Source organism: Streptococcus mitis NCTC 12261 (assembly GCF_000148585.2).
Taxonomy (GTDB): Bacteria; Bacillota; Bacilli; order Lactobacillales; family Streptococcaceae; genus Streptococcus; species Streptococcus mitis.
In genome coordinates, this window is record NZ_CP028414.1 from 1,331,447 (window position 1) to 1,355,850 (window position 24,404).

The 24,404-nt window shown below is 39.6% G+C and carries 7 protein-coding genes; 1 reads left to right on the forward strand and 6 read right to left on the reverse strand.

Annotation, left to right across the window (positions count from 1 at the left end; all coding sequences use genetic code 11):
- Positions 1-179: 179 nt before the first annotated feature.
- Genes asnS through SM12261_RS06850 form a run of 3 tightly spaced genes read right to left on the reverse strand, consistent with a single transcriptional unit; the run spans position 180 to position 3,209 of the window.
- Positions 180-1,523, reverse strand: a complete 1,344-nt coding sequence (gene asnS, locus SM12261_RS06840) for an asparagine--tRNA ligase (RefSeq protein WP_000167142.1) — start codon at positions 1,521-1,523, stop codon at positions 180-182.
- A 22-nt stretch (positions 1,524-1,545) separates the two neighbouring features.
- Positions 1,546-2,724 (reverse strand): pyridoxal phosphate-dependent aminotransferase, encoded by a 1,179-nt coding sequence (locus SM12261_RS06845; protein WP_000777770.1) that lies wholly within the window; start codon positions 2,722-2,724, stop codon positions 1,546-1,548.
- A complete protein-coding gene (locus SM12261_RS06850; protein WP_000747270.1) occupies positions 2,721-3,209 on the reverse strand; it encodes a cell wall elongation regulator TseB-like domain-containing protein in 489 nt (162 codons plus the stop codon). Before SM12261_RS06850 ends, SM12261_RS06845 begins: the two co-directional genes overlap by 4 nt.
- 359 nt (positions 3,210-3,568) lie before the next feature.
- Between SM12261_RS06850 and SM12261_RS06860 the strand changes: the two genes are divergently transcribed.
- Entirely contained in the window at positions 3,569-4,114 is a 546-nt protein-coding gene (locus SM12261_RS06860) for an NADPH-dependent FMN reductase (protein WP_000039631.1), read from the forward strand.
- A gap of 201 nt (positions 4,115-4,315) precedes the next feature.
- On the opposite strand, the gene SM12261_RS06865 is transcribed toward SM12261_RS06860, so the two are convergent.
- The 3 genes from SM12261_RS06865 to SM12261_RS09415 all read right to left on the reverse strand — a co-directional run bounded on the left by SM12261_RS06865 (position 4,316) and on the right by SM12261_RS09415 (position 24,385).
- Positions 4,316-12,442 carry an SIALI-17 repeat-containing surface protein gene (locus SM12261_RS06865; RefSeq protein WP_161969981.1) on the reverse strand — a complete coding sequence of 2,709 codons (8,127 nt, stop codon included), beginning with the start codon at positions 12,440-12,442 and terminating at the stop codon, positions 4,316-4,318.
- Between the two features lie 356 nt (positions 12,443-12,798).
- Positions 12,799-16,674 carry a mucin-binding protein gene (locus tag SM12261_RS06870; protein ID WP_001045347.1) on the reverse strand — a complete coding sequence of 1,292 codons (3,876 nt, stop codon included), beginning with the start codon at positions 16,672-16,674 and terminating at the stop codon, positions 12,799-12,801.
- 151 nt (positions 16,675-16,825) lie between these two features.
- Entirely contained in the window at positions 16,826-24,385 is a 7,560-nt protein-coding gene (locus tag SM12261_RS09415) for a mucin-binding protein (protein WP_000682779.1), read from the reverse strand.
- Positions 24,386-24,404: the final 19 nt, after the last annotated feature.

A 24,404-nucleotide genomic window follows, 5' to 3' on the forward strand; every position in this document is an offset into this window, starting at 1 on the left:
ACCTTCTTTAACGAAACAACAACACAATATTCATAACCCGATTCTACCATATATTTTTAAAATTAGTCAATCAAAAAGCTCTATATATTCTCGTTTTTTGTACATTATTTTTGTACCCAAAGTTCAAAAAAAGAAGGGATTTACCTTCTTTTTATTATAATAACTTTTTTATTTTATTTTTACGGTTTGATACGGTGCAACATACGTGGGAATGGAATGGCTTCACGGATGTGTTTTGTACCTGCTGCGAATGTTACCATACGCTCAATACCGATACCAAATCCACCGTGTGGAACTGTACCGTATTTACGAAGGTCAAGGTAGAATTCATACTCTGTACGGTCCATACCAAGTTCATCCATCTTAGCAACAAGGGCATCGTAGTCTTCCTCACGCATAGAACCACCGATGATTTCTCCATAACCTTCTGGAGCAAGCAAGTCTGCACAAAGCACGCGCTCTGGATTTCCAGGAACTGGTTTCATGTAGAAGGCCTTGATGGCTGCTGGATAGTTCATGACAAATGTTGGCACACCAAAGTGGTTTGAGATCCAAGTTTCATGCGGTGAACCAAAGTCATCTCCATGCTCAAGATGTTCGTAGTCAGCGTCTTCATCATTCTCATGCTCTTGCAAGAGGTCAATGGCTTGATCGTAAGTGATACGTTTGAAGGGCTCTGCAATGTAGCGTTTCAAGAGCTCTGTATCACGTTCCAATGTTTCCAAGGCTTGAGGCGCACGGTCAAGAACACCTTGTAGAAGAGCTTTTACATAAGCTTCTTGCAAGTCAAGTGACTCATCGTGTGTCAAGTATGAGTACTCTGCGTCCATCATCCAGAACTCAGTCAAGTGACGGCGTGTTTTTGATTTTTCAGCACGGAATACTGGACCAAAGTCGAATACACGACCAAGGGCCATAGCTCCTGCTTCCAAGTAAAGCTGACCTGATTGGCTCAAGTAGGCTGGAGTTCCGAAGTAGTCTGTTTCAAAGAGTTCTGTTGAATCTTCTGCCGCATTTCCTGAAAGAATTGGGCTATCAAATTTCATGAAACCGTTCTTGTCAAAGAACTCATAAGTTGCATAGATAATAGCGTTACGGATTTGCATCACCGCTACTTGCTTACGAGAACGAAGCCACAAGTGACGGTTGTCCATCAAGAAGTCTGTTCCGTGTTCTTTTGGTGTAATTGGGTAGTCTTGAGATTCACCAATCACTTCGATGTCTGTAATGTCCAACTCATAACCAAATTTAGAACGTTCGTCTTCTTTGACAATCCCTGTCACATAAACAGAAGTTTCTTGGCTCAAGCGTTTGATGATATCAAACTTCTCAAGTCCCACTTCTTCACCAAATTTTTCTACAAAGTTTGGTTTAAAGGCTACACCTTGGAAGAAGGCTGTTCCATCACGCAATTGCAAGAAGGCGATTTTTCCTTTTCCTGATTTATTGGCAACCCAAGCACCAATCGTCACTTCTTGACCAACATAGTCTTTTACATCAATAATCGTTACACGTTTTGTCATTATTTTTCCTTTTCTTTTTCTTTTATTTTTCCATAAATTCTTTCAAGCGTTTAACTGCTTCTTTAAGCGTATCTAGGTCTGTCGCATAGCTGAGGCGCACATTTTCTGGCGCTCCAAATCCAGCTCCTGTTACCAAGGCTACTTCAGCTTCTTCTAGGATAGCGGTTGTAAAGTCTGTCACATCCGTATAGCCTTTCATCTCCATGGCCTTTTTGACATTTGGGAAGAGGTAGAAGGCTCCTTGTGGTTTGACCACTTCAAATCCAGGCACCTCAGCAAGTAGGGGATAGATGGTATTGAGTCGTTCCTCAAAAGCCTGACGCATGCTTTCTACAGTATCTTGCTCACCTGATAGAGCCTCAACTGCTGCATACTGGGCTACTGCTGAAGGGTTTGAAGTTGTTTGACCTGCAATCTTGGACATGGCAGCGATAATGTCTGCTTCTCCAACGGCATAGCCAATCCGCCAACCAGTCATAGCATAGGTTTTAGACACACCATTGATGACCACTGTTTGCTTGCGAATCGCTTCAGATAAGCTAGAAATGGCTGTAAACTCATGGCCATTATAAACCAAACGGCCATAAATATCATCTGCTAGGATGAGAATATCCTTTTCTACAGCCCAGTTCCCGATTGCCAAGAGCTCCTCACGGGTGTAAATCATACCTGTCGGATTGGATGGCGAATTCAGCACCAAAACCTTGGTCTTATCTGTGCGAGCTGCTTCTAGCTGCTCTACGGTCACCTTAAAGTGATTGTCCTCTTTAGCAGGGACAAAGACTGGCACACCCTCTGCCATCTTGACCTGGTCTCCATAGCTGACCCAGTATGGGGTTGGGATGATCACTTCATCACCTGGATTGACCACTGCCATAAAGAAGGTATAGAGAGAATATTTGGCTCCAGCAGCGACTGTCACTTGATTTGGCGCTACAGAATAGCCATAAAAGCGCTCAAAGTAGGTATTGACCGCTGCCTTGAGCTCTGGCAGACCTGAGGTCACTGTATAAAAAGAAGCACGCCCATCTTGAATCGATGCAATGGCGGCATCTTGGATATTTTTTGGAGTAGTGAAATCTGGCTCACCCAAGGTTAGAGACAAAATATCTCTTCCCTCAGCCTTGAGTGCTTTAGCACGGGCTCCAGCAGCCAAGGTCACACTTTCTTCCATTTCTAAAACACGGTTGGATAGTTTCATAGGCCCTCCTTATTGACCAATGCTCCTGTTTCAAAATCTACTAGATAAAAATCAGAGCCTGACTTGACTTCCCAAATTGGCTTGTCTTGATAACGGCCAAAGGTAATCTTGTCAATCTCGCCAGCTCCTTTTTCCTTAGAAACGGCTTCCGCTTTTTCTTGTGAAATACCCTGATTTAGTTGATAAACGTAAATCTTATGGTCATCTTTTCCAATCAGGACAGCAAGTGCTTCTTGTTTTTTATTACGACCAAGAATGCTATAATAGGATTCCAAGCCATTGTATAAGTCAACCTGATCAGCCTGCTCTAATCCTGCATACTGCTGAGCTAATTTTTCTCCTTCACTTTTAGCTGTTTGATAAGGTTTCATACTCAGAAACACTAGATACAGAAAGGAAGCACTGATAACCACAAGCAAAATCGTCATCCCTAGACCATACTGCCACAGTAGATTATTTTTTGCTTTGTTTTGTCTTTTTTTCACTCGTCTATTTTACCATCTATTAAACTTTATTACAAGTGAATATAAGAATACTCTTCGAAAATCAAATTCAAACCACGTCAGCTTCGCCTTGCCGTACTCCAGTACAACCTGCGGCTAGCTTCCTAGTTTGCTCTTTGATTTTCATTGAGTATAAGCAACCAATTCTATTTCTTACTTCAAAGCAAACCAGAATCCAAAAAACAGTTCTTACTTTTCCAGTAGCACGTGACTAAGTTTCAGCAATTTTATAATTTTCAAATAAACTCTGAGCAAATTTCTTGCAAGTCCTTTTGTTTTGTTGTAATATATTCCGTAACAACGAGAGACTTCTCGGAAATTTAAGAAAAAGGAGACACATCATGTCTAAAAAAGTATTATTTATCGTCGGATCTCTTCGCCAAGGTTCTTTCAACCACCAAATGGCGCTCGAAGCTGAGAAAGCACTTGCTGGTAAAGCAGAAGTTAGCTATCTTGATTATTCAGCTGTCCCTCTCTTCAGTCAAGATTTAGAAGTTCCAACTCACCCAGCTGTAGCAGCTGCTCGTGAAGCAGTTCTCGCTGCGGATGCTATCTGGATCTTCTCTCCAGTCTACAACTTCTCTATCCCTGGTACAGTGAAAAACTTGCTTGACTGGCTATCTCGTGCCCTTGACTTATCTGATACACGTGGTGCTTCTGCCCTTCAAGACAAGTTTGTCACAGTATCATCTGTAGCTAATGCCGGTCACGATCAACTTTTCGCTATTTACAAGGACCTCTTGCCATTTATCCGTACGCAAATCGTTGGTGATTTCACTGCTGCACGTGTTAATGACTCTGCTTGGGCAGACGGAAAATTGGTTCTTGAAGAAACAGTCCTAAACTCACTTGAAAAACAAGCTCAAGATTTGGTCAATGCGATCTAGTCATCACTAATCGTTATTTTTAAACAGACTTTTAGTCCTATATATCAAAAAACTAGTCAATTTATCAACAATTGAATGACTACTTCTTGAAATACGAAAAAAGAACTAGAGTTCTCACAAATGAGTGATGTTTCTAGTTCTTTTTGATTTACAAAGACTTCATGTAGGGAAAGCTACCAAGGATCAGATGAGATCATCTATTTAAGCTTCCTCTTCATCGTCTTTTTTCTTTTTGGCAAATAGCAAACCAAATGCGCCAAGAAGAGAGAGAACTCCTACTGTACCTGTAGTACGGTCTTCTTGTATACCAGTATTTGGCAATACTGCTTGAGTTTGAGAAACGGATGGATTCGTTTCTGACACTTCATTCTGCAATTGAGCAGGCATTGCAACTATTTGACTTGGTTGTCCAGCCGCTTGAGTAGCTGGCACCTCAGTAGGGGTAGCAATATCCGGTCTAGGATTTGTATCATCAGATGGTGTAGCTGGTCTTTGTTGACCGTCACCTGTTGGTCTGACTGGACTCACTTTCCTGAAGATGTGAGTTACAACATCACCTTTAGTTTCTGTTCTTACAAATACATACCCTTCAATTTCACCATGTTCAAATGCTTCATTGGCTTCACCTAATACCTTTGGTGCTTTGGCATCCGCTGGTTTCAATTCTTTTCCATTTTCATCAACCCACTTGGTGATCATCAGTTGAATTTTAGATACTTCTACTGGATCAGGAAGCTCACCATTTACACCTCCATTGAATTCTGGGACTTCATGTGTTGGTGAATTTGGTGCGTTCACTCCGCCATTAAATTCCGGTAAGGTTTCTTGAATTTCTGGCTCACCATTTACTCCACCTGCAAACTCTGGAACTTCATGAACTGGCGAATCTGGTGCGTTCACTCCGCCATTAAATTCAGGGATTTTCGAAGTTTCTGGTTCACCTTTTGCATATGCAAAAACTAATTTATCTCGAGAAATTTCATGACTTACTTTTGTCTCCGGATCTGTAATTGTTACATTTCCTTTTGAATCAACTGTTACGTCTTTTCCTGGATTTGCTTTTGTCACTTTTTCTTTCACTTTATCTTGTTCTTCTGGACTTAAGTTCTCAGGATTTTTCACTGGTACTTTCTCCATCGGAACTACTGGACTGAAATCTTCTGGATTCACAGTGATTACAACATCAACATCTTCTGTACTTCCATCTGGATACGTTACAGTTACAACACCTTTTTTCTCCCCATGTTTTGAAGTATCTGGAATTTTTCCATCTTTCCATCCAAAAGTCGTTCCTTCTGGTAACGTTTTTACATTTTCAATACTATCTTTTGCAGATGGTACTTGAGCATGTTCTACCGTTTGTGTTTTTGGCTGTGGATCGTAATCGTCTTTTTGTGGCGTTACTTCGACTGTTACCGTCACTTCTTCCGTACTCTTATCTGGGTAAGTGATTAATACTTTTCCTGTCTTACTTCCTGGTTTACTTGTGTCTGGTTGTTCTGACCAGCTATAGTTTGTTCCTTTTGGTAAGTCATTTGTATTAATACTTTTCTCTGGATCTGGTACTTCGTTGTGACGAACAGTTTGGTTCGGTTCTTTTGCCGTTGGGTTGAAGGTATCTTTTTGTTCTTTTACCCTTACTGGTACTTCGACTTCATCTTCCGTTCCATCTGGATAATGAACTAACGCTACTCCTGGATGACTGCCCGGTGTGCTGACATCTGGCCTTGTCTTCCATGTAACAGTTGTGCCTTCTGGTAAGCCGGTTTTGGTTACACTTGTTTCTGGATCTGGTACGTGTCCATTGTCCACTTCTTGAGGGATTCCAGTTGGTGTGTATTCATCATTTTGAGGCGTTACGTTTACCGTTACCGTCACTTCTTCCGTACTCTTATCTGGGTAAGTGATTAATACTTTTCCTGTCTTACTTCCTGGTTTACTTGTGTCTGGTTGTTCTGACCAGCTATAGTTTGTTCCTTTTGGTAAGTCGTTTGTATTAATACTTTTCTCTGGATCTGGTACTTCGTTGTGACGAACAGTTTGGTTCGGTTCTTTTGCCGTTGGGTTGAAGGTGTCACTTTGTTTCTTAACTGTGACTGGTACTTCTACTTCATCTTCCGTTCCATCTGGATAATGAACTAAGGCTACTCCTGGATGACTTCCTGGTGTATTCACAACTGGAGTTTCTTTCCATGTGACGGTTGTGCCTTCTGGTAAGCCTGTTTTGTTTACACTTGTTTCTGGATCTGGCACATGTCCATTGTCTACGGTTTGCGCAATACCAGTTGGGCTGTATTCATCATTTTGTGGAGTTACGTTTACCGTTACCGTCACTTCTTCCGTACTATGGTCTGGATAGGTGATTAATACTTTTCCTGTCTTACTTCCTGGTTTACTTGTGTCTGGTTGTTCTGACCAGCTATAGTTTGTTCCTTTTGGTAAGTCATTTGTATTAATACTTTTCTCTGGATCTGGTACTTCGTTGTGACGAACAGTTTGGTTCGGTTCTTTTGCCGTTGGGTTGAAGGTGTCACTTTGTTTCTTAACTGTGACAGGAATTTCTACTTCATCTTCCGTTCCATCTGGATAATGAACTAAGGCTACTCCTGGATGACTGCCTGGTGTGCTGACATCTGGCCTTGTCTTCCATGTAACAGTTGTGCCTTCTGGTAAGCCGGTTTTGGTTACACTTGTTTCTGGATCTGGTACGTGTCCATTGTCCACTTCTTGAGGGATTCCAGTTGGTGTGTATTCATCATTTTGAGGCGTTACGTTTACCGTTACCGTCACTTCTTCCGTACTCTTATCTGGGTAAGTGATTAATACTTTTCCTGTCTTACTTCCTGGTTTACTTGTGTCTGGTTGTTCGGACCAGCTATAGTTTGTTCCTTTTGGTAAGTCGTTTGTATTAATACTTTTCTCTGGATCTGGTACTTCGTTGTGACGCACAGTTTGGTTCGGTTCTTTTGCCGTTGGGTTGAAGGTATCTTTTTGTTCTTTTACCCTTACTGGTACTTCGACTTCATCTTCCGTTCCATCTGGATAATGAACTAACGCTACTCCTGGATGACTGCCCGGTGTGCTGACATCTGGCCTTGTCTTCCATGTAACAGTTGTGCCTTCTGGTAAGCCGGTTTTGGTTACACTTGTTTCTGGATCTGGTACGTGTCCATTGTCCACTTCTTGAGGGATTCCAGTTGGTGTGTATTCATCATTTTGAGGCGTTACGTTTACCGTTACCGTCACTTCTTCCGTACTCTTATCTGGGTAAGTGATTAATACTTTTCCTGTCTTACTTCCTGGTTTACTTGTGTCTGGTTGTTCTGACCAGCTATAGTTTGTTCCTTTTGGTAAGTCGTTTGTATTAATACTTTTCTCTGGATCTGGTACTTCGTTGTGACGCACAGTTTGGTTCGGTTCTTTTGCCGTTGGGTTGAAGGTGTCACTTTGTTTCTTAACTGTGACTGGTACTTCTACTTCATCTTCCGTTCCATCTGGATAATGAACTAAGGCTACTCCTGGATGACTTCCTGGTGTATTCACAACTGGAGTTTCTTTCCATGTGACGGTTGTGCCTTCTGGTAAGCCTGCTTTATCTACACTTTTATTAGGATCTGGCACTTGTCCATAACTTGTATTTTGTGAAATTGGCGTTGGAGTATTCTTGGTACTCATTGAAGATACAGTGATTTTCGCAGTTCTTTCGCTGACATTTCCTGCTTTGTCTTCTGCTCGAATGTTTAAAGTAAATTCTTGACTTGGTGTATTCTCAGCTAGTTTTTCTACTGTTTGTTTTCCTGATTTGAATTTAATAGCGTTAGTTGTACTATCATATTCTAAGTAATCAGGCAAGCCTGTCACAGTAACGTTTTTAATTCCACTTCCGTTTTCATTATCTTCCGCTCTTACTTCCATATTTGGTAAAGCTTTGTCTAATGCTGTCATTTCCCAGTTTGTATTTTCTGCTGGTGATTGGATTGTTGGTGGTGTCACGTCTTTAACTTTCAGAGGAATGGTCACTTCTTTAGTTGTTCCATCTTTGAAAGTTACTGTAGCGTTAATAGTTTGTTCACCATAGTTAGCTGTGCTGATTGTAGGTGCTGTAACTGTTGAAATCTTATCTGTTCCATTCACATTTCCTGCTTTTGAAGTTGCAGTTACTTTCGCTTTTAAGTCGTCATTTGAAACTGAATCATTTTGATTTACTTCAATTAGCGTTCCAGTTACTTCGTATTCTGAGCTAAGTCCTTTTACAGTAACTTTTACATTTACGATATCTTTCGAACCGTCTTTATACTTTACTTCTACTACACCATCTTTTTCTCCAGGCCCATCGGTCGTTACTGGTGGTGTTTTCCAAGCATAACTTGTCCCTTCCGGTAAGCCTGTTTGATTCACGCTTGTTCCTGCATCTGGAGTTGCCCCATAACTCACTGTTTGTTTGTTCGGATTTGCTGTTGCATCATATTTGGTAGTCATTGATTTCACAGTAAACGTTAATTGTGAAGTACTACTATTATTCGCATTATCTGTCACTCGAATTGTAGCTGTATGTGTTTGAGAATCTGTACCAACTGGTAATTTTGGAACTTCTTGAGTACCATCTTTAAACTTAATGGTTTTATTCGCATCATCATAAGTTAAGAAATCTGGTAAGTCTGTTACCGTTGTTGACCGAACACCACTTCCTCCTGCATTGTCTTCAGATGTTACTTTAATTGGAGAAAATGCTTTATCTAATGCTATTAAATCGATATTCTGACCATTCGCTGGTGTTTGAATCGTTGGAGCCGTTACATCTTTTACTTCTAAAGGAATTGTTACCGTATCCCTTGTATCATCGAGATAGGTTACCGTTGCTGAAATTTCTTTGTTCCCTGTCTCAGCAGTACTAATTTTCCCAACAGGAGTAACAGTTTTCACCTTACTATTACCGTTTTTATTAATTGTCACAGCAGATTTTAAGTCTTGTTCTGAGACAGTATCGTTTTGATTTTTGACAATTTTTGTAGCTGTAGGTTCATACTCATCACTTAGCTTACGAACTTTTACAGTAACCGTTACTTCATCTACTGAATCGTCTGGATAAGTAACTTTCACGACTCCTGTTTTATTTCCAGGTCTATTCGTATCTGGTGCAGATTTCCATGTATATTGAGCATCAGTCGGTAATCCTGCTGTATTCACACTTGTTTTCGGATTAGGAGTTTCACCATGGCTCACTTCTTGAATCGTTGCATTCGCTTGTGGATTATACTTTTCAGCCATAGGCATGTGAGTAATACTAAATGTTCGTTCACTACTATTTCCTGCATTATCTTCCACACGTAATGTTATATTTCTTGTAGTTCGAGTTCTTCCAGACAATTTTGGAACTTCACGTTCTCCATCTTGGAAAACGATGCTACTTGTCGCTTTATCATACTTCAAGAAACTTGGTAAGTTCATTGGAACAATACTCTTTATTCCACTTCCTCCAGGATTATCAGCAACTGCTACTTTAATAGGTGGCAATGTCTTATCTAATGCTGTGATTTCCCATGTTTGACCTTCTGTTGGTGTTTGAATTGTTGGAGCAATTACGTCTTTTACTTCTAGAGGAATATCAACTGGATCAGTGGTATTATCCAGATAAGTTACTGTCGCTTTTATGGTTTGTGAGCCTGCATGCACAGTGCTTATAGGCGCTGCAGTAACTGACTTGACTTTTCTAGTTCCACCATTATCCACTGTTACTGCTGCTTTTAATCTATCATTCGTTACTGGATCATTTTGATTCACAGTAATTGTCTTTCCAGTTGGTATATGTTCATCACTTAGTTTACGGACTTTCACGGTTACAGGTACTGTATCTGTTGAGCCATCTGGATAGGTTACAGTTACGACTTCGGTTTGATCCCCAGGGCCTGTTGCCGTATTAGGTTGTGTTGCCCATCCGTATCTTGTACCTGTTGGCAGCCCATTTTTTTGAATACTTGTTCCTGCATCAGGCGCTTCCCCATAACTCACTTCTTGAATTTGAGAATTAGCAACTGCTGTATATTTTTGTGTTTGAGATTGAATATGGAAAGTAATATTTTTAGTCGCAGTATTTTCTTTTTTATCAACCGCTTTAACAGTCACTTGAATACTTGATTTACCAAGTTGGAAATTATTTGGAATAACGCCATTAATTTCAATTTTTGATTTTTTTGCATTGTAAGATAATGGATTCGGTAGATTGTCAACCGTTACAGAGTTACTTTCTTTGAGACCTACTCCTTTATCATTATCTTGAGCGTGAATATTGATTTCACTAGGTAGTCCTTCTAATCTCGTTAATGTAATATTATCAGGGGCAGTAATTGTCGGTTTAATATTATCTACAATCTCAACTGGGACATTCACAGTTTTCATTAAATGACTACCACGAAGAATTTCGATTTCTTTATGTTGTACACCTGCTGCAGAGGTATCCACATTAGAAGAGCCACCTTTCCAACGAACTGTTAATTCTCCTGGAACTGCTGAATTATCTGAAACTGTCACGTAATTTCTAGCATCCCCTAGTTGACCAGACTGATTCTGATTAATTTTTTTATCTTGTTTTCCTAGAAAATCTAAAACTGTATAAGGAGTTGTTACATCTTTTGTTACTCCATTTTCATAAGTTGTTGTGACAACAACATTTCTTGTCCCTGCTTCTTGCAAGTTAAATGGTGTTTTATACGTTACCTGAGCCGTTGTTGGTACTTCATGTCCTGTTTTTGATCGTACTAATTCTCTTGGATTCGTATATAATTCTTTTGAATCCCCAAAATAAGCAGTCAAACTGGAATGTTTCGCTTCTACATCATTTGTCGCATTTGTTTGAATGGTTTTAGGGTTGAATCCATCTTTAAAATGAATCGTCATTGTTGCACCATCAGCTGATACCTCAGCATGGTCAAAGTCGATATGATTCGCACGATTAACCACATTTGGATGCTCTGCTTTAAATTTTTCAATCAAAGCATTTTTTTCTGTTTCCGTTAAATGACGGACATCATCCACATAAGTTGGCGTTAAATCTCTAACAGTATTACGTTCACTTTGAGGTTTGATAGTCAAAGTATAGGTAATTGTATTTTGTTTATGTGTCCCATTTGCTCCAATTGTAATATGATAAGTACCTGGTGTTACATTTCCACCATCACCTATAGTTCCAACAAGAGCCATTTGCACTTCAGGATTATTTACATTCCAATAGTTAGCAGCAATATCTACTTCTTCTTTCTTTCCTGTTTGGAAATTTTTATAAGCTACACGTAGTTTTAAACCTTTAACTTGATTAAGACCACTTATAACTCCTACTCTTTTTACATAATACGGAGTAGGATCTTCCTCTCCACGTTTAGGGCCATTCGGATATCTTACTAATGGCTCTCCATTTCCTCTTTTACCATATGCTGTCATTACCGAGAATAGAGTATCTGAATTATAAAAAGTTAATTCTTTTTTATTTTCGTTTACTAACGCATTACTACCCTCGTATTTGTTAGCAATTGACGATATCCAAATAGCTCTAAACCCACTCTCTCCCTTACCATCAATTGGTTTTCCATTCCGTGGATCACGTTTCCCAGATTGTGCTCGAGTTACTCTATTAGCTACTTTGTTGCGGAGGCTCTTCGCTTCATTTAGAGCACCATCAACTTCACTCTCAGTGGCTTTTCCCTCAGATAAATCTGCAAATACTTGAAGAGATTTGCTTTCAGATTCACTGAATTCATAACTGATTTCTCCTGCCAGTTGGTTAATTTCTGAAACAAGAGCCTGAACCTTAGCGATCTTTTCTGTTGAAGGATTTTTCTTTTCATCACTATCGTTTGCTTTGTCTGCTTGCTTTTCTTTTTTGTCTATGTCGTTGCTTTTCTCTTCCAGTTGAGCAAATGATTCAGACAAAGCTTGAACTTCTTTATCTATCTCATCCTGACTAGCACCTTCTTTATCCAAGACTGCTTGCGCACGCGACAAAGAGAGATTAAGATTTTCAACTGATTTAGCTGTTTTAGTCTGTAAATCAGTGTTCCTAATCTTTTCAATTAATTCATTTAAAGCAGTTTTATCCACAGCTTTGACTGGATGCTCTAAAGACTTTTCAAGAATTTTTTCTTCTGGAACATGTTCAGAAATCTTATCTGATTCTTTAACAGGATTTTCTACCTGTGGATGATTTTCCACATCGTTTGGAATCTTGTCACTATTCGGATCTTCATCTTTAACTTTAGTTGAATCATTCAGAGACGCAACCATTTCATCAGCATGAACAAGATGTGGATTCTGTATCGTCACTGCTCCGGTAGCCAAAAAAAGAGTGCACCCAAAAAGAAAATGCTTCCCTTTCTTTATCATCCGCCAATTCTTTTGATTGATTCCTTTTCGATTAAAAAACATTAAGAACTCCTTGCTTCAAATTATAAAATTACTTCTTGTATATATTATATTCTTTTATTTCCTTATATGCAAACCCTTTCGATACATAATATATTGTTTATAAGATTTGTTATATTTTTGTAAAAATAATTTACTAATCCAGAAAATTACTAAATTCATTTTATTATCAAAAAATGAGCAACTTTTATATTAAGTTACTCATTTTTATAAACTCTATTTTATTTAGATTATACTATCCTACTAGTTAAATCAGTATTAACACTTTATATTTAGCGATGTCTTCTAGCATGACCACGAGTTCCTGGTCCAGTTCTAATTGGTTTAACTTGTTTACCTGGACGTGAAGGAACATGGTGTACTGGTCCATGATGAGGTCTCGTTAAATGCGGTTTAGGCTGAACACTTGGTTTTGGATGAGTAACAACTACATTTGGTTTTGTAACAACTCCGACTACATGCGTGTGGCTGGTAGTACCAGTATGAATGACACTTGTCACCTCTGAATGAGTTTCGGTCTCATTTGTCGTGATAGTGACAATCGGTGTTGTTGGACCTGCTGTTGCCGCATTTGAGGTAACAGTGGTTGTCGTTGTAGTTGTAGTCGTAGCCGTTCCACCAGGAACAGGTGTTGTCTCTGTTTTCTTATTAACAGATGTTTGTGAAGAAAAATCTGTTGGTTTAATTGCAGCCAAGGCTTCAGCTGGAGTTAAGCTAGGTTTTGAATCAGTAGTCGCTACCGGCTTTGGTTGCACAGCTGGTGTTGGTGTAGCTGGAGTAGATACTACTGGTTTAACAGGTGTTACCGGTGCAGGTGCTACTGGTTTCACTGGAGCAACTGGTTGTGGTGTGGCAACAGGCGCTGGAGTTACTGGTGTCGAAACTACTGGTTTGACAGGTGTTACTGGTGCTACCGGTTTTGGTTTAACGACAGGCGCTGGCTTGGCCGGAGTTGACACTGCTGGTTTAACCGGTGTTACTGGCTTGACCGGTACAACGGGTTTTGCAACAATTGGTGATGATGCAACAACTGGATTCGGAACAGTCAAAACTGGTTTGATAGAAATTCCATTCCCTAGACTAGAAGGAGTTGCTGCAATAGTTGTTACTCCTTGTGGAGTGACATTTGGTTTATGAACAGTCGTATCCACTGACGCTACTGGTTTATCATCAATTCTTGTGATTTTCCAATTATCATAAATAACTGCACCAGTAACGAGGTTAACTCTCGCCACTCTTTCAAAAACTACAGATCGAACTACATCTTTGAAAGCTTTTTTACCATCTTTTAGATATTTGTAGTGAATGGTCTGCTTGGTCATTTTTCTCAGTGTATCTAAGTTTTCAACCGATTTAGGCCAAACAGGTGACAATGCATCTCCTGCTACCAATGGATTTCCAGCAATTGGTTTAGGATCATCTGCTGTGACAGTCATAACTTTTTCGATTAATTGAACTGAGAATACTTGATCAGTTTGTTTTTCACTGTCAAAGCGTTTATCATTAGCATTTGCAAAACCGTCATGTACTAATTCATATCCTTGTTTTAGGTATTGATTAATACGAGTTTTTGAATTATAAGCAATTGTTTCACCTGGAAGACCAACTACACTATCCACATTTCCTAAAACTTTAGGACTTGTTTCTGTTTGATTGAGGTATTTAACCTGTGCTTTTTGTTGAGCAAGATAATCATAAACAACATGGATATCAGCCTGTGTCAAATGTCCCTTACTATTAGCAGGTGTTTGTGACAAGACATATACTACACCATCTTTTTCGAAACGTTCAGGAACTTTAGCAGTCACATCATAGTTATTTCCCAACAAGTTAATGAGATTTGAACTCTTATCATGTGGTGTATTGAATGTTTCTAAAATAGCTTGACTTGTTTTATCACGATACTGAATATCAACTTTACCAAATTTAGCTTCTTCGTACACAGCTACCACGTTGGCTTGAGCTCGTGTAATCGTACCAGATGTCTTCGTATTGCTATAGAAACGATCATTCTGTGCATACTCTTTGAAGACATAATATTTACCATTTGGTGAATGCAATAAATAAGGTGCTGTGATAGATGTTGTTTGAATTCCTTTGTTTTCTTGAACTTCTGTCTCAGTTGTATTTCTCTCCAAAGTAGCTACATAGCTAGTATCAATTTTGGTAGATGGTCTTACAGTAGTGAATTTGTCTTGAAGGATACCTCCATTTTCCACCGCTGCAATGGCAGGAAGAAGCATTTTCCCTTGAGTATCAACGAAGCGAACAGCTACATCTCCATATACAAGGCGTCCATCTGTTCTAACCATATCTGGGTTAGCAATTTTCCAGTCAGAATCAGCAGCTTGTTCGTATTGGTCTGTAAGATTTTTACCTTTGGCATCAACCACTGTCAATGTCCCTGGAACATTCGATTTAAAACCATTTCTAGCTTCATTCAGATAATTAACTGTGTGACTTGTCGGAACACGATCAACTCCAAAATCTTTTGTACGTAATACATAAGTTCTTCCAGCCAACATCTTTCCAGATACCAATTCAAAGGTTAATTCATTATCTGCTGCCTTAAGAATCTTGAATTTGGCATGTTGACCAGGCTCTTCACGAGGTGCTTCCAAGATAACATTATGGCGATTTACCCTTGTTCTTGATGTATCAGGGCTAGTATTTATCATTTCGACATTGTGGGCACCACGCTCAATAAATTCACCAACAGTAGCAAACTTATTGAATTCTGTATCTTTAATACGAACAGTGAAACGAGTCCCTGCACTAAAGTTTGATTTCCATGTTCCGATACGAAGGGTACTGTTGTATGTCTTGATACTTCCATCATCATCCAACATCACATCACCTGTGAAGTTAGCTGTAGTAGGTGTATCATAAACTTTAGGTGCTCCGATATCTGTTTTAATCACAGTGTAATTCTTAGTGACTACATTTTGACCATTAACTGAGATAACACCAGTTACAGACTTATCCACATTCACTCTAGGATAACGAATTCCACCTCTGTATTGAAGTTCAAAAGTAACATCGTCTAAGCGTTCAATTTCGTCAGTGAAACGGTATGTTGCTTCAATATGACTTCCTTTGTCAACTAAATCCCATGATTCTTTAGTGTCCAAAGCAACGTCACGATCTCCACGTGAAGCCCAGTATGAAAGGCTTCCAGCTTTGGCATTATCATTTTTCTGAATCAGACTCACTCGTTCTGCAAATACTTTACCTTCAGCAACCAATTTTTGAGGAAGATTATTGTCTTGTGGTAATTCCTTCAAGCCAATTGTGAAGATATCCCCCTTATGATAGGCACCATTTTTAAATTTTAATTGGAAACGATAATCAGCAATACCTGTTGAAGTCACACGGTCCGCCATATCGATTGTACCATTGGCAATAATATTTCCATTATCGATAGCTACATCTTGTGTTTGAATTGGCGATAGACTAGCGCTAATTTTCTTGCCATGTCCTGCACGTTGCAACTCAGTATACACTGTTTCGATAGCTGAATACAGTTGATTTAATTGAGTCTTAAGATTTTCTGCACTAACAGATGAATCTTTTAATAAGGCTTTTGATTGTGAAATCTGAATGGTGGCTGTCTTAACAGCGGCTTGAACTAAGGCTTTTTCTTCAGCTTTACGTTCTGCTTCTTGAGAATAACGTAAAGCGACTTGATTTAAAACTTCTGCTTCTGATACAACCTGATCCAGAGTAGTTTTTTCGACTGATTTTTCTTCATTTACCTTTTCACTTGAAGCAGGTGAAGTAGTTTTTTCTTCGCTAGGTTTTACTTCTTTAGAAGTTAATTCTTTTGAGTCAGCATTTTTTGTCTCAGCTGCCACTTTAGATTCTGCTTCTTTCTTTAGAAGGGCATTGACATCTAATTCTTCTTTTTCCAAAACTGGAGTTTGAAGAGCGGAAGGCAATTCTGCTATTTTTTCCTCTGAATTTTTTTGCTTAGTCTCGTCAGGTTTTTCAGAGACTTTTTGTTCCTCTTTTTCAGTTCGATGTGAATCTACTTTCTGTTCATCTGCACTCACACCTGAATAAGCACCAAAAACCATCAAGGCAGCTACAGCAACAGATACTGCACCAAAACTTGATTTTCTAATGGAATACTTGTTTACCTTATTCATTTGATTCCGTTTTACTCTTGAATACATATTTTTTCTCTCTAACTATTTTATGATAAAAAAGGGAGTGGAATTGATGCTGTATTGACATACATTCTCACTCCCTAAAACACTACACTTACAATATTTTGTTGCCTAGAGTTTTGTTTTGATTTTATTCATCTCTTTTTGCTTTTCCAACTAAACTAAATCCAGCAATTAAGCCAAATACTCCCAGAACATGAGCCATACCAGAAGAGTGACCTGCAGTTTTAGGAAGTTCTTTTTCATTCTCTCTAGCAACTGGAGTTTGGTTTGGAACTTCTGACGGCACATGTGGAGCCGGGGTTGGAGTTGGAACTGGAGTTGGATTTGGGGTTGGTGACGGCATAACCTGTGGAGTTGGAGTCGGTACCGGGGTTGGAACCGGAGTTGGAGTTGGAGTCGGTACTGGATCCGGCGTAACTTGTGGGGTTGGGGTTGGAGTCGGAATTGGAGTTGGTGTAACTTGTGGAATTGGTTGAACATTTCTATAAGTTACAGTTACAACTTGATTTTCAGTTTCTGCTGTAATTCCTTGAACCGAATCTACCTTAGCAAGATCAGGATTGTATCCTGCAATGCTTGGAGATATCACTTCGTCAAAACTTGTTACCCCATCTTCAGAAACCCAAGATGTACTTGTAGTTTTACCTGTTACATTATCGATACTTAACATACGTGAAAAGCTTACTTGATCATGGTGATCTTCACTTGCTTTTGTACCATCTGCAAATACATAATGAATCGTTCTTTCCACAAGTTTTGGAGTATCTTTTTTAACAGTAATCTTATGTTTCAATAGAACTGTATATTCTTGAACTTTTGTTTCATCTGTATCAAAAGTTGCATCTGTAGGGAAACCATCTTCCTTCAATAAGTACCCTTTTTCAATCAACGATTTCAAAACAGTTTCTGTCGTATAGGCAATCTTTTCTCCAGATTTACCAGTAATATTGTCTGTATGAACGACCTCATCCTTATTATCCATATCTATATAACGAACTACTGCAACTTGATCTGTCTTGACGTAAGTTACCTTTGTATCTTCACCTGGATTTTCAGGTGTAACACTTGTACGCTCTGGTTTGTAGCCTACAATTTCAGGTACTGCTGTTTCTCCAGCTTTACGAGGATCATTTGCATCATTCAGGTATTGTGGTTGAGGAGCATTTGCAATCACATTTCCAGAAGCATCTACTGGAATGATTTTACCCAAAGCTTTATATGTAACTGTATCTGTTGCTTTTGGTGAATCTGGCGTAACTGTCTTAGCACCAGCTTCTGCTTTATCAGCAAAATATCCTGTCACAACTGGTACTTTAACTGTTCCATAGGTATGGTTCTTGTTTTCCCAAGTTGTTTCTTTAGTTGCTTCATTATATGACCCCTTGAAGACAAAGTCATTTTGAACATTATCTTTAGGAGTTTCAGAACCTGCACCAGTAAAGCTTACCGTTTGGTTTGTTTCCTTAGACACTGGATCAATAATTGCATCATAAGAAATTAATGTATTCTTACCGATACGGTCAGGATCTGAATCATCATTTGGATCAACTGTTCTATCCGTTATGCTATATCCCCAGACATTTGGTTGTTCTTTATGGAAAGCATAAAAATGTGGTGCATCTGGTATCTTTGTAATGCCTGCTCTAGTAGCGTCATTAGGATCGTTATCATAATACTTATATAGTGCATCGTCAATATTTTTAACGACCTCACCTTCGGCATTTATATATTGACCTTTTTCATTAACTGCAACAATGCGTCCCATTTCTTTCAAGTCAACATTAACTTCTGTATCTTGAGGAGAATTTGGATTAACCTCCATCGTCCCTACTTTATTCACAGTAGCATAGTATTTTGGTGTAATAGGAGTTCGTACAGCTTTGAAGACAGCATTAACAGATGAATCCGCTTCTGAATTATTTGAAGTAGTTGATTCCGCTACAGCAGCACGTTTACCTCTTGATGAACGGCGTACAGAACGCTCACCATTTTCTGTCACAGTTAAACCTAATGGAGACACTTGAGAATTATGAACTTGTGTAGCTAAAGTATTTTCTAAAACAGGAGCTACTTCTGACAATGCTCGTCTGCTTCTAGATGATCTAGCAACTCTTGATTCACTATTGTTGACAACCGTTGGAGTTGAAACAGCTGGTTGAGATGCTACTGGAGCTACAATGTCTTGGTTCTTAATAGCCTTAATCTTCCATTGTTCATAATTAATATCACCAGAAACCAAATTCACAAGTGCATTTCGTTCATAACTGATATGTTGATCAATTGATCCATACGCAGCTTTCCCATTTGTGTAGTAACGGAAATTAATACGACGACTTATTGTTTGGGTCAATTTCTCCATTCTCTCAACAGTACCTGGCCAATTTGGTGTATTTGGTTGTCCTGGATTGACTGGTGTGTTGGGTTGTGGTTTAGGATCTTTCGGTGTTACACGTTCGACACGTTCTGAAAGGGTTACAGTGTAGACTTGGTCACGTGCTGTATCGTAGTCATAAACCTTCGCACCACCCGCTGTGAATTCATCACTAACAAGGTTATAGCCTTGTTTCTTGAATTCTGTGATTTGACTTGTTGTACTGTAAGCAATGGCTTCGCCTGACTTACCTGTCACTTCATCTGTTTTGAGAACATGATTGCCGTTAGTGCTTACGTAACGGATAACAGCTTTTTGGGCATCCTTACGATAAGTGACTGTTTCAACGCGGTCTTGATCTTTCGCTTGAACTCCACTTACAGCTGGGATTTCTGATTTATCTGCTGTGTAACCTGCGATAGTTGGAGAGACTACTTTATCAAACGTATCATCATTAGTGGTCCAGTCTTGGAAGAAAATTTGACCAGTCACTAGGTTAATACGACTCCAACGTTTGAAGTTCAGTGTTTCAACCACATCATCCTTAGCCTTACTTCCATCTTCATAAACGTAATGGATGGTACGGCTAACGCTTTCTTTGTTATCCAAATCATGGACACTAGCTGGCCAACGTGGGCTATCTGGTTGTCCTGGATTAACTGGTGTATTTGGTTGTGGATTTGGGTTATCTGGGTTAACCGGTTCAACACGTTCTGAAAGGGTTACAGTGTAGACTTGGTCACGTGCTGTATCATAGTCATAAACCTTAGCACCACCCGCTGTGAATTCATCGCTGACAAGCGTATAGCCTTGTTTCTTGAATTCATTGATTTGACTTGTAGTGCTGTAGGCAATGGCTTCACCTGACTTACCTGTCACTTCATCTATTTTGAGAACTTGATTACCATTAGTGCTTACATAGCGAATAACAGCTTTTTGGGCATCCTTATGATAAGTGACTGTTTCAACACGGTCTTGGTCTTTCGCTTGAACTCCACTTACAGCTGGGATTTCTGATTTATCTGCTGTGTAACCTGCGATAGTTGGAGAGACTACTTTATCAAACGTATCATCATTAGTTGTCCAGTCTTGGAAGAAAATTTGACCAGTCACTAGGTTAATACGACTCCAACGTTTGAAGTTCAGTGTTTCAACCACATCATCCTTAGCCTTACTTCCATCTTCATAAACGTAATGGATAGTACGGCTAACGCTTTCTTTGTTATCTAAATCATGGACACTAGCTGGCCAACGTGGACTATCTGGTTGTCCTGGATTGACTGGTGTATTTGGTTGTGGGCTTGGGTTATCTGGGTTAACCGGTTCAACACGTTCTGAAAGGGTTACAGTGTAGACTTGGTCACGTGCTGTATCATAGTCATAAACCTTAGCACCACCCGCTGTGAATTCATCGCTGACAAGGTTATATCCTTGTTTCTTGAATTCTGTGATTTGACTTGTAGTGCTGTAGGCAATGGCTTCACCTGACTTACCTGTTACTTCATCTGTTTTGAGAACTTGATTACCATTAGTGCTTACATAACGGATAACAGCTTTTTGGGCATCCTTATGATAAGTGACTGTTTCAACACGGTCTTGGTCTTTCGCTTGAACTCCACTTACAGCTGGGATTTCTGATTTATCCGCTGTGTAACCTGCGATAGTTGGAGAGACTACTTTATCAAACGTATCATCATTAGTTGTCCAGTCTTGGAAGTCGATATGACCTGTTACCAAGTTGACATTACTCCAACGTTTGAAGTTCAGTGTTTCAACCACATCATCCTTAGCCTTACTTCCATCTTCATAAACATAATGGATAGTACGGCTAACACTTTCCTTGTTATCCAAGTTTTCAACGGTTCCTGGCCAACGTGGGCTATCTGGTTGTCCTGGATTAACTGGTGTATTTGGTTGTGGGCTTGGGTTATCTGGGTTAACCGGTTCAACACGTTCTGAAAGGGTTACAGTGTAGACTTGGTCACGTGCTGTATCGTAGTCATAAACCTTAGCACCACCTGCTGTGAATTCATCGCTAACAAGCTTGTAGCCTTGTTTCTTGAACTCTGTGATTTGACTTGTTGTGCTGTAGGCAATGGCTTCTCCTGACTTACCTGTTACTTCATCTGTTTTGAGAACTTGATTACCATTAGTGCTTACATAACGGATAACAGCTTTTTGGGCATCCTTATGATAAGTGACTGTTTCAACACGGTCTTGGTCTTTCGCTTGAACTCCACTTACAGCTGGGATTTCTGATTTATCCGCTGTGTAACCTGCGATAGTTGGAGAGACTACTTTATCAAACGTATCATCATTAGTTGTCCAGTCTTGGAAGTCAATATGACCTGTTACCAAGTTGACATTGCTCCAACGTTTGAAGTTCAGTGTTTCAACCACATCATCCTTAGCCTGACTTCCGTCTTCATAAACGTAATGGATAGTACGGCTAACACTTTCCTTGTTATCCAAGTTTTCAACGGTTCCTGGCCAACGTGGGCTATCTGGTTGTCCTGGATTAACTGGTGTATTTGGTTGTGGATTTGGGTTATCTGGGTTAACCGGTTCAACACGTTCTGAAAGGGTTACAGTGTAGACTTGGTCACGTGCTGTATCATAGTCATAAACCTTAGCACCACCCGCTGTGAATTCATCGCTAACAAGGTTATATCCTTGTTTCTTGAATTCTGTGATTTGACTTGTAGTGCTGTAGGCAATGGCTTCACCTGACTTACCTGTCACTTCATCTGTTTTGAGAACTTGATTACCATTAGTGCTTACATAACGGATAACAGCTTTTTGGGCATCCTTATGATAAGTGACTGTTTCAACACGGTCTTGGTCTTTCGCTTGAACTCCACTTACAGCTGGGATTTCTGATTTATCCGCTGTGTAACCTGCGATAGTTGGAGAGACTACTTTATCAAACGTATCATCATTAGTTGTCCAGTCTTGGAAGTCAATATGACCTGTTACCAAGTTGACATTACTCCAACGTTTGAAGTTCAGTGTTTCAACCACATCATCCTTAGCCTGACTTCCGTCTTCATAAACGTAATGGATAGTACGGCTAACACTTTCCTTGTTATCCAAGTTTTCAACGGTTCCTGGCCAACGTGGGCTATCTGGTTGTCCTGGATTGACTGGTGTATTTGGTTGTGGGCTTGGGTTATCTGGGTTAACCGGTTCAACACGTTCTGAAAGGGTTACAGTGTAGACTTGGTCACGTGCTGTATCGTAGTCATAAACCTTAGCACCACCTGCTGTGAATTCATCGCTAACAAGCTTGTAGCCTTGTTTCTTGAACTCTGTGATTTGACTTGTAGTGCTGTAGGCAATGGCTTCTCCTGACTTACCTGTTACTTCATCTGTTTTGAGAACTTGATTACCATTAGTGCTTACATAACGGATAACAGCTTTTTGGGCATCCTTATGATAAGTGACTGTTTCAACACGGTCTTGGTCTTTCGCTTGAACTCCACTTACAGCTGGGATTTCTGATTTATCCGCTGTGTAACCTGCGATAGTTGGAGAGACTACTTTATCAAACGTATCATCATTAGTTGTCCAGTCTTGGAAGTCGATATGACCTGTTACCAAGTTGACATTACTCCAACGTTTGAAGTTCAGTGTTTCAACCACATCATCCTTAGCCTTACTTCCATCTTCATAAACATAATGGATAGTACGGCTAACACTTTCCTTGTTATCCAAGTTTTCAACGGTTCCTGGCCAACGTGGGCTATCTGGTTGTCCTGGATTAACTGGTGTATTTGGTTGTGGATTTGGGTTATCTGGGTTAACCGGTTCAACACGTTCTGAAAGGGTTACAGTGTAGACTTGGTCACGTGCTGTATCATAGTCATAAACCTTAGCACCACCTGCTGTGAATTCATCGCTAACAAGCTTGTAGCCTTGTTTCTTGAATTCATTGATTTGACTTGTTGTGCTGTAGGCAATGGCTTCACCTGACTTACCTGTCACTTCATCTGTTTTGAGAACTTGATTACCATTAGTGCTTACATAACGGATAACAGCTTTTTGATTTTCTTTTTCAATGACTACATTAGAATCTTTACCAACAGCATCTAAATCATTATCGTCGTTTGGATCAATAGTTTTTGTTTCTGCATCATATCCACGAATAGATTGGTTGTCACTAATTTTCCAACCAACTGGTGCATTAGGAATTTCAGTTACATCTGCTCTTGTTGTATCATTAAAGTCGTTTTTATATTGTCGACGAATAGCTGCTTCTTTATTTTCTACTACTTCACCATTTGAATTGATGTAATGTCCATTTTTATCGACTAGATTGATATAACCTAAATCCTTATACCAAACGTTGATTTCTGTCTCAGGGGTAAAATCTGGATTAACTGTTAACTCATCCACACTCTTAGCATCTGCATAATGACCTGGATTGACTGGAGTCATAACTTTCTTGAAAGTATAGTCCAAATCTCCAATATCACGTTTCCGGCGACGTGAACGTGATTGTGCTGCATGGGCTTCAATAGCACTCTTTAATTGCAAGCGGGCTTCTTGGTCTAAGGGAATATTCCATCCGCCTTCTTTATTGGCCTTTGCATCTTCTACTCGGAGTCCTTTAACAGGTTTTAAGGCGCTTTTATCTTTTTCTACCTTAGAAGTTTGTTCAGTTACTTTTGATTCAGCATTTTTCGTTTCAACTGATTCAATTTTACTCACTACTTCAGCTTTATCAGCAACTTTAGTTGTCCCTCTAAGTTCCAAAGCGATAACTGCTGCTTGAAGATCAGACTCTGCTTGAGATAATTCTGACTCTGTCACATCTGCTTTATTTAATAATCCTTTAGCAGATTGGATACTATTTTGAAGGCGTTTTACACTATCTTCAGTATATAACTTAAGCTCCAATTTTTCTGCACGCGAAAGAGCCGTTAACAATTTTGACTTGTCAACAGCATCTTGATGACTTACTTCTTCTTTTTTATCTTTTGCTTCTTCAACTTTTTCTGCTGGTGCTTTAGCATCTTCAGATTTAGCTGGAGTTACTTCTACTGGATTAGCAACCGTTGGAGCTGCATAGGTTGTTTCTTTCTTAGCTGTAGAAACTTCTGCTGGTTTGGTAGCTTCTTCTACCTTATCAACAGAAACACTGTTAGTAGCTTCTGGATTTTTTTCCTCTGCTTGTACTGCTTGGGCATTGGCAGCAGTTCCCAAGACTAAGGCCGTCCCGAGCAAGACACTCGCTGCACCAAAGTGATACTTACGAATAGAGTATCTTTGTTGCAAGCTATACCAGTCAAATGATTTTTTATGTGAATGTTTCATTGTGAACTCCTAGATAGTA